This window comes from Psychrobacillus sp. FSL K6-1267 (assembly GCF_038003265.1).
Lineage (GTDB): Bacteria > Bacillota > Bacilli > Bacillales_A > Planococcaceae > Psychrobacillus > Psychrobacillus faecigallinarum.
In genome coordinates this window covers 2686314-2700386 of record NZ_JBBOOR010000001.1, presented here as the reverse complement: position 1 = coordinate 2700386, position 14073 = coordinate 2686314, and the positions used below count along the sequence as shown (strand labels likewise).

Below are 14073 nucleotides of genomic sequence, written 5' to 3'. Positions count from 1 at the left end.
TTTACAGTTCCCCTAGTATGGATCAAGGCTATATAGGTCTATATAATTGCTATCAGCTAAAGGCTAAATAACTCCACATAACTAATCACATGTTAATCCTCCCAATAAAAAATTGCATCCATTATCAAATAGTCCCTAGGTTTACGATAAATCGTTGGAATTTTGGCCTGAAAAGGCAAAGGTTTATTTATATTTTCTGCTTCCAAAAGTGTATAATCGTACTTACTTAATACGGCTTTCAATTTCCTTACCATTGGACTAAATTTTTCACTAGTTTTTAATTGATTAGGATGCTCTAACATGCTATAACTGCCCCCAACGACTTCGTTTGTTATGATATGGATTGTCTTATCTCTTTCATCTTCTCCTAATATTGCCACAGGGGCTAAGCGACATATATTGATAACAACTCCTTCTATCCTTTCTGTTTTATGCTCTTTATTTTCTTTTATAACTATAATATCTTCCTTTCGAAAACAAAATAATTCCACAAATGAGGCAAATCCGCTACCAAAATGATCCCACTCTGCCACACAAGTTAAGTTGGGAATACGATTTATTTGATAAAATAGTCGTCGAATATGGGCTTCGATTTCAAGATGATCATTTGTATTATATGGAAAGCTATTGCCTATTACTTTACCTGCAATTAAATATTTTAATTGTTTTTCAGTAAACATAAACATTCTCCTAGGTAATTTCACATTATATGATTGCCTTCAAGGTAACCCTTGTTTATTTCGCTTATCAACTACTCTGCGTATTTACTTTAGTTAGATAAAGAACTATAATAATGCTATTATTTCGTGTGCCAAAGTATGTAAAGAAGGTGTTTGTTTTGAGTGCAGAAGAAAAGCAAGGAATTATTGTAGTTGTGCTGGCATATGCTTGGTGGGGATTTATGCCAATCTATTGGAAGCTGTTGGACCATGTTGCTAGTGGTGAAATATTATCTGGACGAGTTATATGGTCATTCGTCTTCACATTGATAGTAGTCCTACTTGGTCGAAGGTTTTCTGTTTTAATAGAAGACCTAAAAAATTTATGGAAGGACAAAAAGTCTTTTTGGAGTCTTGTTTTAGCCTCATATTTAGTCACAGGAAATTGGTTTTTGTACATATTTGCAGTAAACGAGGGCTATATAGTGCAAGCGAGTCTCGGATATTACATCAATCCATTACTATCCGTATTGCTTGGCATTGTCTTTTTGAAGGAAAAGCTTTCTTGGGCACAAAAGTTATCCGTCCTAATAGCAGCGACAGGTGTGCTTTTACTTACTATTTCCTATGGTGAAATACCATGGATCGCCATGTTATTAGCAAGTACATTTGCATTTTACGGGCTGATTAAGAAAAGAATCACCATTGATCCGTTAAGAGGGCTGACTATTGAGACATTATTTGTGCTTCCAGTTGCATTAGCTTACTTTAGTTACATGGTTGTAGCAGATCAAGCGGTATTTTTCTCGAGCGATTTTACGACAACCATACTTCTAGTATTTACGGGTGTAGCTACTGCAGTTCCACTTGTCCTATTTGCAAAAGGTACAAAAACAATGCCTCTTTATATGTCAGGATTTATTCAGTACATTGCGCCAACTCTGATGTTAGTTATAGGTATTTTTGTATATGGTGAAAAATTTAGTAAAATAGAGTTCATCTCTTTTTCTTTCATTTGGGTTGCGCTTTTATTATTTACTTTTTCAAAAATTCTAGAATTAAGAAGAAAGAAAATGCTAATAGTATAAGTGTGATTTATAGAAAAGAACGTTTTACCTTATCCCAATAGCTATTGTCTTTTAGCTTAACGGTTTTCACTACTCTATCGCTCAAGGAAAGGGTAACAGTGTCCACATGCTGAATGCTTAGTGCCTCATTGTCTGTGCTCATGGATGGATAGTCGTTCCAATCCTGCTGCAAGCGAAGCTCTAGAGTTCTTTCACTGCTTAATACAAAAGGGGAACCTAGTGTTCGATATTCATTGCTATTCATAGATGCAATTTCAGCAACCTGAATGCATTGAAGGAGCGGATCCACTACAGCGCCGTTTAATGATTTGTTGTATGCGGAGCTACCGGTAGGGGTAGAAATGACCATCCCGTCTCCTCGAAAGGTTTCAAAATGCTTTTGATCAATAAAAATATCTAAAACAAAAGATTTGATGACATTGGAACGAATAGTAAATTCATTTAGACAAAAGAACTTTGGGTTCTTATTTACAGAGACCTCTAAAATAGGATATTTGCGAACTTCAATTTTATCTTTTTGTACAGCATCTGCCATCTTCTCTATGTCATCTGCGAAAAAATCGCAATACATGTTTAAAGAATCAGTTATAGAGATTCCTGCGTAAAGAGTGTCCTGACGAAACCCGGTTTTTCTAACTGCCTGTAAAAAAGTAGCGTCAGAACCGATGCTAACAATAATAGATGCTTCTTCAAAATTATCAACAGCTTTAAATCCATGCTGATGAATAACTTTTTGCAACAATTCTTTTCGTCGTAGTGAGTCTGTGTCATTTTTAGTGTATAAGTAGATATTATTTCTGGAAGTCATATGCATGCTCCTTTTTTATGCTAATACTTTAATGTACGAAATCTATTATTTAAAATTGTACTTTTAGTCTATGTACTTTTATTTTATCATTTAGTGAAACATTTAGACATTTATAACGTATGTAAAAGGGATAGAAAAAGGAGGAAAATAGAAATATGAATACGAAACGTTGGTTGGCTATAGTCGGAGCTTCTATTTTGTTAGCCATATCTTTGGTTGTCAATACAGCTTCATCAATCTTTTCAACAAATTGGTCAACATTGATGGAAGAGGTTACTTCCACCGCAAATACAGAATTCTTTGAAACAGTTCTAGAACCAGGCAGCATAGATGAACGAGTTGCCATTTTAACAGTAGATGGAACTATTCAAGACACTGGTGGTACTACAAGCTTGTTTGGTACAGAAGGTTATAATCATCAATTTTTCCTAGAGCAATTAGATCAGGTGAGATATGATGACTCAGTAAAAGCAGTTGTTCTTCAAGTTAACTCACCTGGTGGAGGAGTTGTGGAATCTGCTCAAATCTACAAGGAAATTAGAGAAATCCAAGAGGAAACAGGAAAACCTTTTTACGTTTCAATGGGAAGTATGGCAGCCTCAGGAGGATATTACATATCTGCACCAGCCGAAAAAATATTTGTTAATAAAGAAACAATGACAGGATCCATTGGGGTTATTATGCAGAGTATTAACTATGGTGGCCTAGCTGAAAAATACGGAGTAGAATTTGTTACGATTAAATCTGGTCCTTATAAAGATATTATGAGTCCTACAAGAGACATGACAGAGGAAGAGCGTAATATGCTTCAAGAAATGCTGAATGATTCCTATGAAGATTTTGTAGATATTATAGAACAAGGTCGTAACATGACCGAGGCAGAAGTGAAAAAAGTAGCAGATGGAAGAATCTTAAATGGAAGACAGGCAGTCGAAGCTGGTCTAGCAGATGAGCTTGGTTTCTTAGAAGATGCAGTTGCCGCAGTTCAGGCAGACTATGATTTAGAGGGTGCAGAAGTATTCGAGTACGGATATTCACCTAGCTTCTCTTCGTTATTTGCGATGAAAGCACAATCATTTTTAGGAGTAGATATTGAATCTAAACTAATCGCTAAACTAATTGCGGACAATTCAGCACCAAAAATGATGTACTTATATGGAAATGAATAAGGAGGGTTCTAGATGAGTGAGTTTGTACAAAACGATGGGGAGAATGTGCAAGAAAGCCCATCGTCAACCCAACAACGAATAGTTGTACAGCAAACGGAAAGTTATGTACAAAAGGCGGCCGGTTTTTGGATTCGTTTTTGGGCTTACACCGTGGATCTGCTCGTATTATCATCCATTGGTATGTTGCTGGTCAAACCGATTTTCCGATTATTTTCAATCGACATTAACAATCCGAGCTGGTATGCACCAATTTCGATAGTAACGGCTATCATTTTTTATCTTTACTTCGTTCTTATGACTAAGTTCTTTGCTCAGACAATTGGTAAAATGATTTTTGGTATTCGAGTGATTCCCAAAAATAAAGGAAAGTTAACATGGGGGAATGTTATTTTTAGAGAGTGGATAGGTCGATTAATCTCAATTATTCCATTTAACCTTCCGTATATAGTAGCTGCGTTTACACCAAAAAAACAAGCGATTCATGATTATATTGCGGACACACTAGTTGTTCACGAGAATACGTACGATAAAAAGGAAAAAGTATCGTATAAGCAAGTTCCCGTTGCAAATGAGTTGCAAGAGACGAACGAATTCTAGTAAGATGAAAGTATTGAAAAGGAGGCTACATATTATGACACAAGTAACTTTTAAAAATAATCCTGTAACTTTAGGTGGTAAAGAGGTCGAGGTTGGAGAAAAAGCTCCGAATTTTACAGTATTAGCTAATGACTTATCCCCAGTAACTCTTGAGGATTCAGCTGGCAAAACTCGATTAATTAGTGTAGTACCTTCCCTTGATACTGGAGTTTGTTCTGCACAAACTAACAAATTTAATGAGAGTGCAGCAAGTCTAGGTGATGATGTTGTTATTTTAACAATCTCTGTAGATTTACCTTTTGCACAATCTCGTTGGTGTGGAGCAAATGCAGCTGATGCAATTCAAACATTATCTGATCACCGAGATCTTTCCTTTGGTAAAGCATTCGGAGTAGTAATGGAAGAATTACGCTTACTTGCACGGTCTGTATTCGTAGTAGACAAAAATGGTGTAGTGACTTACAAGGAGATTGTAAGTGAAGGAACGAACCATCCGGACTACGAAAAAGCTCTTGAGGCTGTAAAAGCAGCACAATAACTATTAGTCTAAAAATTATAAAAAATAAGTAAACCCACTCTTTCTCGAGTGGGTTTTCATTTGAGGGATCATCATGCAAACAAACGTAGAAAAAATCTTTTCATTTATCGATCAAGAAGCCACTTTTATAGAAGAGCAAGAATCCGCTCCTTATCTTGAAGGAATCGTCTATGCGCTTGAGCTATGGCTCGAAGAAAAGAAAAAACCTGATCTTGTAAATCCTAAAAAAGAAGAGATTCGCAAAGCAATACAACTAGGAATTTTAAAAGGGATGAATAGATCAACACAAGTAAATCACCAAATGACACCTGACGCCATTGGATTACTTTTAAGCTATTTCGTAAAAGAAATGAATAAGGATAAAAAGGAGCTATCCTTTTTAGACCCTGCGCTAGGTACTGGAAACCTACTGTATACATTAATGAATGTTCTACCAAATTCCTCCCATGCTTTCGGAGTAGAAATTGACGAGTTGCTTATCCAGCTTGCGGCACAGGTAGGAGAGTTATTAGAGCAGGACATCCAGCTATTTAGACAGGATGCAATACGTCCATTAATGATCGATCCGGTTGATATAGTAGTAAGCGATTTACCTGTGGGTTATTATCCAGATGTGGAAACTTCCAAAGACTATTTCTTGCACACTGAGGATGAGATGCCTTATGCACATCATCTGTTCATGGAACAAGCAATGAAGCATGTAAAACCAGGTGGATACCTTTACTTCCTAGTTCCGGCAAGTATTTTTGAATCAAAACAAGCCGCACAGCTGCATAAATTTATTAAAGAAAATGGTTGGATTCAGGCAGTTATTCAACTACCAGGCTCTATTTTTAAGAACAAAGCCCAAGAAAAGAGCCTGCTCATTTTACAAAAGAAGGGTGAAAATTTACAGGCTCCACGTGAGGTATTGCTTGCTAAGGTTCCAAGTATGACGAATCGAGAAGCAATGGAACTTTTCTTTCAAAAAATTGACATATGGCAAGAACAAAATAATAGGTAAAATTTGCCCGCCCCTTTTATGCAAGGTACAATTATTGTATCAGTATAAAGAAGGGGCGTTTTCTTATGCCAAATATTTTAGCAGTGAATGCAGGTAGTTCTTCTTTAAAATTTCAATTATACAAAATGCCAGAAGAAAAAGTGATAGCAAAAGGATTAATCGAAAGAATTGGATTAGTTAACCCTGTATTTACGATGAACTTTGACGATGAGCGAATACACCTGATAGAGCAAGTAGAAAACCATGAACAGGCGGTTAAATTGCTTATTAAAATGCTTATTGATCATAAGGTGATAGATTCGTTAGAGAATATCCAAGGGATTGGACACCGTGTAGTTCATGGTGGAGAAACGTACAGTGATTCTGTTTTAATAGACGAAGAAGTTATTCAGAATATCGAAAGACTAGCAGAATTTGCACCTTTGCATAATCCTGCTAATGTTACTGGCATAAGAGAATTCCAAAAGGTATTACCGGACATTCCTGCTGTTGCAGTTTTTGACACTGCATTCCATCAAACTATGCCAGAAAGCTCTTATTTATATTCTATTCCCTATGATTACTATGAAAAATACAGTATTCGAAAATACGGCTTCCATGGAACCTCTCATAAATATGTAGCGCATCGAGCAGCGGAACTGTTAAATAGACCGTTAGAGATTACTCGTCTAATTTCATGTCATCTCGGTAATGGGGCAAGTATTGCAGCCATTCACAAAGGCAAATCCATCGATACCTCAATGGGTTTTACTCCACTCGCTGGAGTTACAATGGGGACAAGATCAGGAAACATAGACCCTGCATTAATACCTTACTTAATGGAGAAGACAGGGAAGAGTGCAGAGGGTATTCTAGACATTTTAAACAAGAAATCCGGGATGCTCGGCGTATCTGGCTTCTCAAGTGATTTAAGAGACATTGTTACAGAGGCGACCAAAGGTAATGATCGTGCCCAATTAGCACTAGATGTCTTTGCCAACAGAATACACAAATACATCGGATCATACGCTGCTAGAATGAATGGTGTAGACGCAATCATCTTTACAGCGGGCATTGGCGAAAATAGCGAGGTCATCCGTGAAAAAGTACTCTCAGGGCTTCAATTCATGGGAATCTACATGGACCCAGATCTAAACAAGCTACACGGCAAAGAAGGTTTCATCAACTATCCGCATTCTCCTGTAAAGGTTATCGTCATCCCGACAAATGAAGAAATCATGATCGCTAAAGATGTTATGAGGATTTCTGGGTTGTAAAGAGTACGAGAGAACCTAAACTAATAATGATTATTTTCTTACGTCCAATCATTGCCGATATATTATCATATTGAATGATATACAACACTCTTTTGTGTTCCCTATAACAATAATAGGAATGGAGATTAATGCATAATAATTTAAGAAAGAACTATTGTTTATTTCCACTTTAGTGATGGCTTATCGCTCAACCCCACAGAAAGCGAAAATCAACTTCTACTTTCTTATTATTCCTGCTTTATTCATCCTCCTCAATTTTACAACTTTTCAAAATAAAAAAGAGAACCAAGGCATAAGCCAAAGTTCTCTTTTAATTCTATTAATAGATTAAGCTTGCACTTCATCAGTACGAACAACAAGAACATCACAAGTAGAAGAACGAACAATATATTCAGACACACTACCAATTAAGAATCTCTCCATAGCATTTAGACCAGTTGCTCCACAAATGATTAAATCTGCTTGTACTTTGTTCGCAAGATCTTTGGAAATCATTGTCTTTGGTGAACCGTACTCAACGATAATATTTACATTTTCAACACCTGCAGCAAGAGCCTCTTTTTTATATCCATCTAGTAAATCCTCTGCAAAATTTTGTGCTCTTTCAGCGATAGAACGGTCATAAGCTTCAATTGCAGCAAAAGATCTAGTATCAATTATATTAACAAGATTTAAAGTTGCGTTATTTCTTTCAGCAATAGAAACAGATTTTTTAAACGCAAATTCAGCTTCCTTCGATCCGTCTACAGCTACTAAGATTTGATTGTATTTTAATGTCATTATAAATCCCTCCTGGGTTTGTTATACTATTATATTTCTATACTTATCCTCTTATTCCTGCTATTTTTTAATAGTTATTTAGTCTAATTTGTGAACAAAGACGGATTAAAAAAAGAAATTGATGAGCAATTTGGAATTATTAATGCTAAAATATACTTGTTTCACTAATCTATTTAATCTTGTTAAAGGGGATATAGGTATGCGTATAGGAGTTCCAAAGGAAATTAAAAACCACGAAAATCGTGTCGCAATGACACCAGCGGGAGTTGTTAGCTTAACTCTACATAACCATCAAGTGTTCATCGAAACAGGAGCAGGATTAGGTTCTAGCTTTACCGATGAAGATTATGTCGCTGCAGGAGCAACCATTGTTCAAACTGCTCAAGAAGCATGGAATCAAGAAATGGTGATGAAAGTAAAAGAGCCAACTCATGACGAATTTGATTTAATTCAAGAAGAGTCAATCTTGTTCACTTATTTACATCTGGCTCCTGAAGAAGCTTTAACAAAAGTATTGTTAGAAAAGAAAGTGACAGCAATAGCTTACGAAACGGTTCAATTACCAAACAATTCCTTACCACTTCTTTCTCCTATGAGTGAGGTTGCAGGACGTATGGCAACTCAAATCGGTGCACAATTCTTAGAGCAAATTCATGGAGGTAAAGGGATTTTACTTGCTGGAGTTCCAGGGGTTCCACGTGCCAATGTTGCGATTATCGGTGGAGGTATTGCAGGAACAAATGCTGCACGAGTAGCAATCGGCATGGGCGCGAAAGTTACAATTATCGATTTAAATGTAGATCGTCTTCGTCAATTAGAAGATATTTTTGGAAGCAATGTCCAAACACTAATCTCTAACCCATATAATATTGGAGAAGCTGTGAAAGAAGCAGACTTAGTAGTAGGCGCTGTATTAATACCGGGTGCTAAAGCTCCGAAACTAGTAACAGAGGATATGATTAAATCTATGACTCCTGGATCGGTTGTAATTGATATTGCCATCGACCAAGGTGGAATTTTTGAAACTTCTGATAGAATAACAACTCATGACAACCCAACCTATGAGAAGCATGGCGTTGTGCATTATGCAGTTGCAAATATGCCTGGAGCTGTTCCAAGAACATCTACTATGGCATTAACAAATGCTACTGTACCTTATGCGGTGCAAATCGCAAACAAAGGGTACAAGCAAGCGTGCTTAGATAATCTAGCACTTCAAAAAGGGATTAATACACTAGATGGTCACGTTACTTTTGCAGCAGTTGCAGAAGCACAAGGTCTGCCTTATACAGACGTTACATCATTATTAAAATAAGAATGACAAATCACCCAGCTCCTTTGAGTCTGGGTGATTTCTAACTTTTTAGGACAGAGAGGTGGAGGAAATGAACTTTTTATATATTGGTTTTGCTGGAGGATTAGGGGCAATTTGCCGGTATATAATCGGTATCTATTTAGCTCCTCAATCTACTTTTCCTTTTTCCACTTTACTTGTGAATTGGATAGGTTGTTTTGTCCTGGCCTTTATTTTGTCTCGTACAGAGAGGTTCTCCTTGAAATTACGTTTAGCTCTAGGGACGGGATTCCTTGGTTCTTTTACAACTTTTTCTGCTTTTAGTATGGAAACTATTCAGTTGATAGAACAAGCTCATATCCTTCTTGCTATGCTCTATTTGGCAAGTAGTATCATAGGTGGCATTCTTTTGACTAATCTCGCGTGGAAAAAAGAGGTGGACGAATGACTCTTCTTTCTTTAATAGCAGTAGGGGGAGCAGGTTTCCTTGGAGCAATTATAAGATACTATACATCTGAAAAATTAAAGAAGCATACTAAGATTCCACTGGGTACACTTTTCGTTAATATAATAGGTTCTTTTATGCTTGGCTTACTATGTGGACTGCATGCGGAAGGAATTTATTATTTGATGATTGGCATTGGACTATTAGGAGCACTAACAACATTTTCTACTTTAAATGTGGAGTTAATTAAATTACAGAAATATAGAAGGTTATACTATTTCTATTTTACGGCCACCTACGTCGGTGGCTTACTAGTGGCATTCATAGGATACATGCTAGGTAAAGTATTTTAACTTTGATAGAAACAATTTAATTATTATTGATTGAAGTGATAAGCGGCGACTCCTGCGGTTGGGGAAGACAGATAAGCCATCACGTACGACGCGTCAGCGACGGTGATGGCTTATCGCTCCCCCGCGGAAAGCGTCCGCTTAAGAGCGTAAATCAAACATCTCTCGTTCATACTATTTCAGTAAACTGTTTTTATTCGTTTCATATACTTTCTCACCGCTACTCTACATGTGATTGAAGCGATAAGCGGCGACTCCTGCGGGAGGAGGGAGACAGATAAGCCATCATGTACGGCGCGTTAGCGACGGTGATGGCTTATCGCTCCCCCCGCGGAAAGCGTCCGCTTAGGAGCGTAAATCAAAAATCTCTCGTCTATACTTTTAAAGTAAATGGTTTCTATTCGATGGTTATATGAAAAAAGAGTCTAATCCAATAGAGGATTAAACTCTTTTTTGTTTAAAGAATTTGTAATTCTTTAGGGAATTTAGTTAAGACTTCTACTCCATCCGAAGTTACGACTACATCATCTTCAATTCGAACGCCTGTAATATCTGGGTGGTAGATTCCTGGTTCAATTGTAAATACCATGCCTTCTTCTAATACCATTTCATTTACACCTGTAATTGAAGGGAATTCATGAACAGATATTCCTAAGCCATGACCTAAACGATGTGTAAAGTAATCCCCGTAACCAGCGTCTGTGATTACATCGCGAGCAGTTTTGTCTAACTCCATAGCAGTTACACCAGGCTTCACTGCATGGACAGCTGCTAGTTCTGCTTTCAGCACTGTTTCATAGATTTCTCTTTTGTCAGGAGATGGCTCACCGAATGCTACAGTTCGTGTAATATCAGAACAGTAGCCGTTATATACAACGCCAAGGTCAAATAGGATAAAGTCACCTTTTTGGATTTTACGATCACCTGGAGTTCCATGTGGAGAAGCGGTTTTCGGACCACTTAATACCATCGTATCAAATGACATTTGAGCTGCGCCTTTTTCTTTTACAGCTAGCTCTATCGCATTTAGAATTTCTAATTCTGTTTTGCCTTCAGCAATTTCTTTACAACCCACTTCAATAGCGTAGTCGGCTAACTCAGCTGCTTTACGCATATTAATTAATTCTTCTTCAGATTTAATTACACGAAGCTCGTTAATCTTCTCGTCTAAACGATTAATCTGTAGGGATGAAAATCTTTTTGTTATTGCTTCTAATCTTTCTACAGTCATATGAGACTTTTCGATAGCAAGACTTTGAATAGACTGTCCATTGTCTTTTACTGCCGATGCTAAAATGTCCCAAGCATTTTCTGTATCCTGATGACCAATAATTTTACCTGCCCACCCAGCCGCTTTGGCATCTGGCATCTCCATTTTTGGGCAAATAATGAATGGGTCAGCATTTTTAAAAATCATTACGCCGAGTAAACGTTCGTGCGGATTGCTTCTAAATCCAGTAAAATAGAAGACGTTATCAGGAGTAGTTACAAACGCCGCATCTATGTTATTAGTTTGTAGGTAAGATTGTATTTTTTCAATAGTTTTCAAATGTAGCACCTCTTTTTAGTTTATAAGATAAGGATAGCAGAATAAAGGAATTCTCGCATCTACGTTGAATGAACAATAAGTGAACCTAATACTATTTGAAGGAGAGATATCAAAATGAAAATTAGTTATCACGGACACTCAGTAGTAAAAATAAAAACAAAATCTCACACTATATTAATCGATCCCTTTATCACAGGTAATGAGATTACGGACTTGAAGGCATCAGAACAACAGGTGGATGCTATTCTTTTAACACACGGTCATGATGATCACGTGGGGGATACTGTTGAAATTGCTAAAAAGTGCAATGCGATTGTCATCGCTCCTTTTGAGCTAGCAAATTACATACAATCTAAAGGAGTAGAAGTACATCCGATGGGTATTGGCGGAGAGTGTGAATTTGAGTTTGGTAAAGTGAAATTTACACAAGCTTTTCATAGCTCTTCTACGACCACGGAGGATGGAAATATAATTTACTTAGGTATGCCTACTGGAATTATTTTCAGTGCTGAGGGAACTACTCTCTATCATGCGGGAGATACGGGTTTATTTGGTGATATGAAGCTTATAGGAGAGCGACACGATATTGATATTGCCTTTCTACCAATAGGTAGCAATTTTACAATGGGGCCAGAGGACGCTGCCTATGCGACGGAGCTAATCCAACCAAAAATAGTAGTTCCAATTCACTATAATACGTTTCCGCCTATTAAACAGGATCCAGAGTACTTTAAAGGCTTAGTTAAAAAAGCAGATGTACAAGTACTTTCAGCTGGAGAATTTGTTACACTCTCATAGGATTAGAAAATTATTAATATGTGTTACAATAAGCGTATAACTAACGTTTGGATGTGACTACATGACAACAAAACATGAGCAGATTTTAGCTTACATTGAAAACCTTCCCGTTGGTGATAAAATATCGGTTAGGCAAATTGCTAAGGATTTATCGGTAAGCGAGGGAACAGCTTATAGAGCGATAAAGGAAGCAGAAAATAGAAGAATAGTTAGTACCATTGAACGAGTTGGTACGATTCGTATAGAGCTTAAGAAAAAGGAGCATTTTGAACGTCTGACTTTTGCTGAGGTTGTGAATATAGTCGATGGACAGGTGCTTGGTGGAAAAGCAGGATTATATAAAACGTTGAACAAATTTGTAATTGGCGCAATGCAGCTAGAGGATATGATGCGTTATGTAGAGCCTAGCAATTTATTGATTGTTGGTAATCGTTTGAAGGTGCATGAAACTGCTTTAAAAGCAGGAGCTGCAGTACTAATCACAGGGGGCTTTGATGTTCTAGACCACACAAAAAAGTTGGCTGATGAACTAGAGCTACCGGTGATTTCTACTAGCTATGATACCTTTACAGTAGCAACTATGATAAATCGTGCTATTGACGACCAGTTGATAAAAAAAGATGTTCTGCTTATAGAGGATATATATGTTCCTTTAGAAGATACCTATTATTTATATGCAACCGACCAGGTGAAGCAATACCGAGACTTAAATAATATAACAACTCATGGCGGATTCCCGGTAGTAGATAGAGCTAATAAGCTTGTCGGAATTGTTACGGCTAGAGATGTCATAGGGAAAAATAGCAATGAGATAATTGAAAAGGTAATGACGAAGAATCCTATTTCGATAACTATGAAAACAAGTGTAGCCTCTGCTAGTCATCGGATGATATGGGAGGGCATTGATCTGCTGCCGGTAGTTAAGGATAGCAATTACTTAGTAGGTGTCATTAGTAGACAGGATGTTTTAAAGGCATTACAAGCAGCTTCTAGACAACCTCAAAACGGTGAAACGATTGACGATATAGTAAAACAACAGATTAAAGTAGTTTCATCAGAAGAATTTATATTTGAATTTGTTGTTACTCCACAAATGACCGATCATTATGGAGCGATGTCTTATGGAGCCTTTACTATTCTTTTAACGGAGACAGGAGCTCAAACGTTGAAAATCCGAAAACGTGGAGAATCCGTAGTAGAAAATATGACAATCTATTTTACAAAACCAATACAATTAGAAAGTATACTTCGTATACAAGCAAGGCTATTAGAAATGAGCAGGAAAGTAGCAAAAATGGATATCGAAGTTTTCAATGACAAGCAGTTAGTAGGGAAGGCAATGGTCACTTATCAATTACTAGAGAGATAGCATTTGCTAACTAGCTTTTGTTAGTAAAAGGACAAAAAAATGATGCGGCTCAATGCCGCATCATTGATTTAAATTAAGTTCTTCTTGGACAAACTGACCATAGTGTTTGGCTGCTTTATAATTATGGTACATAAAATAACCGCCGATTAATATAAATAGTATCGAAACCACATAAGTGATGGCTGATTGATAAATCACTAAAAAGTTGATACCAAAAAATAAAATAAAAGCTCCAAGACAAACGGAAGCTTTCGCAGTATACCATTTTTTGCGAATCGGAAGTGTTGCGCGAAGCTGTTTTGTTTTAAAATAAAAATACCATACAAAAGAGACTATTATACCTAACACTAATATACCGTTTATAAACATA

At 37.0% G+C, this 14073-nt stretch carries 16 protein-coding genes; 11 read left to right on the top strand and 5 right to left on the bottom strand.

Annotation, left to right across the window (positions count from 1 at the left end):
• Nucleotides 1–92 precede the first annotated feature (92 nt).
• Nucleotides 93–680 carry a hypothetical protein gene (locus MHB55_RS13740; RefSeq protein WP_191696763.1) on the bottom strand — a complete coding sequence of 196 codons (588 nt, stop codon included), beginning with the start codon at nt 678–680 and terminating at the stop codon, nt 93–95.
• Nucleotides 681–838: 158 nt separating this feature from the next.
• On the opposite strand from MHB55_RS13740, the gene rarD reads away from it, so the two are divergent.
• Nucleotides 839–1747 carry an EamA family transporter RarD gene (gene rarD, locus MHB55_RS13735; protein WP_229654039.1) on the top strand — a complete coding sequence of 303 codons (909 nt, stop codon included), beginning with the start codon at nt 839–841 and terminating at the stop codon, nt 1745–1747.
• 7 nt (nt 1748–1754) lie between these two features.
• Here rarD and MHB55_RS13730 read toward each other — a convergent pair whose 3' ends face one another.
• Nucleotides 1755–2555 carry an NAD kinase gene (locus MHB55_RS13730; protein WP_144535367.1) on the bottom strand — a complete coding sequence of 267 codons (801 nt, stop codon included), beginning with the start codon at nt 2553–2555 and terminating at the stop codon, nt 1755–1757.
• Nucleotides 2556–2710: 155 nt separating this feature from the next.
• On the opposite strand from MHB55_RS13730, the gene sppA reads away from it, so the two are divergent.
• From sppA to MHB55_RS13705, 5 genes are all read left to right on the top strand, one after another.
• On the top strand, nt 2711–3724 hold the full coding sequence (sppA, locus tag MHB55_RS13725) for a signal peptide peptidase SppA (RefSeq protein WP_144535369.1): 1014 nt from the start codon (nt 2711–2713) through the stop codon (nt 3722–3724).
• 12 nt (nt 3725–3736) lie between these two features.
• The gene (locus MHB55_RS13720) at nt 3737–4321 is read left to right on the top strand and encodes an RDD family protein (RefSeq protein ID WP_151113545.1); all 585 of its coding nucleotides are present in this window, start codon (nt 3737–3739) and stop codon (nt 4319–4321) included.
• A 34-nt stretch (nt 4322–4355) separates the two neighbouring features.
• Nucleotides 4356–4859, top strand: coding sequence for a thiol peroxidase (gene tpx, locus MHB55_RS13715; RefSeq protein ID WP_144535373.1), 504 nt, complete (start codon nt 4356–4358; stop codon nt 4857–4859).
• Between the two features lie 73 nt (nt 4860–4932).
• Nucleotides 4933–5862, top strand: a complete 930-nt coding sequence (locus MHB55_RS13710; protein WP_151113547.1) for a class I SAM-dependent methyltransferase — start codon at nt 4933–4935, stop codon at nt 5860–5862.
• A 65-nt stretch (nt 5863–5927) separates the two neighbouring features.
• Entirely contained in the window at nt 5928–7118 is a 1191-nt protein-coding gene (locus tag MHB55_RS13705) for an acetate kinase (RefSeq protein WP_340863439.1), read from the top strand.
• Between the two features lie 327 nt (nt 7119–7445).
• Here the strand turns inward: MHB55_RS13705 and MHB55_RS13700 are convergent, their stop codons facing one another.
• A complete protein-coding gene (locus MHB55_RS13700; protein ID WP_144535378.1) occupies nt 7446–7898 on the bottom strand; it encodes a universal stress protein in 453 nt (150 codons plus the stop codon).
• Between the two features lie 199 nt (nt 7899–8097).
• Between MHB55_RS13700 and ald the strand changes: the two genes are divergently transcribed.
• The 3 genes from ald (at nt 8098) to MHB55_RS13685 (ending at nt 9990) form a co-directional block, all read left to right on the top strand.
• On the top strand, nt 8098–9213 hold the full coding sequence (gene ald / locus MHB55_RS13695; protein ID WP_154310384.1) for an alanine dehydrogenase: 1116 nt from the start codon (nt 8098–8100) through the stop codon (nt 9211–9213).
• A 70-nt stretch (nt 9214–9283) separates the two neighbouring features.
• Nucleotides 9284–9640, top strand: a complete 357-nt coding sequence (gene crcB, locus MHB55_RS13690; protein WP_340863438.1) for a fluoride efflux transporter CrcB — start codon at nt 9284–9286, stop codon at nt 9638–9640.
• Nucleotides 9637–9990 carry a fluoride efflux transporter FluC gene (locus tag MHB55_RS13685; protein ID WP_340863437.1) on the top strand — a complete coding sequence of 118 codons (354 nt, stop codon included), beginning with the start codon at nt 9637–9639 and terminating at the stop codon, nt 9988–9990. Before crcB ends, MHB55_RS13685 begins: the two co-directional genes overlap by 4 nt.
• A gap of 454 nt (nt 9991–10444) precedes the next feature.
• Here the strand turns inward: MHB55_RS13685 and MHB55_RS13680 are convergent, their stop codons facing one another.
• The gene (locus MHB55_RS13680) at nt 10445–11536 is read right to left on the bottom strand and encodes a M24 family metallopeptidase (RefSeq protein WP_154310391.1); all 1092 of its coding nucleotides are present in this window, start codon (nt 11534–11536) and stop codon (nt 10445–10447) included.
• Nucleotides 11537–11650: 114 nt separating this feature from the next.
• On the opposite strand from MHB55_RS13680, the gene MHB55_RS13675 reads away from it, so the two are divergent.
• Nucleotides 11651–12334, top strand: a complete 684-nt coding sequence (locus MHB55_RS13675) for a metal-dependent hydrolase (RefSeq protein ID WP_340863436.1) — start codon at nt 11651–11653, stop codon at nt 12332–12334.
• A gap of 61 nt (nt 12335–12395) precedes the next feature.
• Nucleotides 12396–13703 (top strand): DRTGG domain-containing protein, encoded by a 1308-nt coding sequence (locus MHB55_RS13670; protein WP_144535390.1) that lies wholly within the window; start codon nt 12396–12398, stop codon nt 13701–13703.
• 60 nt (nt 13704–13763) lie between these two features.
• Here MHB55_RS13670 and MHB55_RS13665 read toward each other — a convergent pair whose 3' ends face one another.
• Nucleotides 13764–14072 carry a YtpI family protein gene (locus tag MHB55_RS13665; RefSeq protein ID WP_144535392.1) on the bottom strand — a complete coding sequence of 103 codons (309 nt, stop codon included), beginning with the start codon at nt 14070–14072 and terminating at the stop codon, nt 13764–13766.
• Nucleotide 14073: the final 1 nt, after the last annotated feature.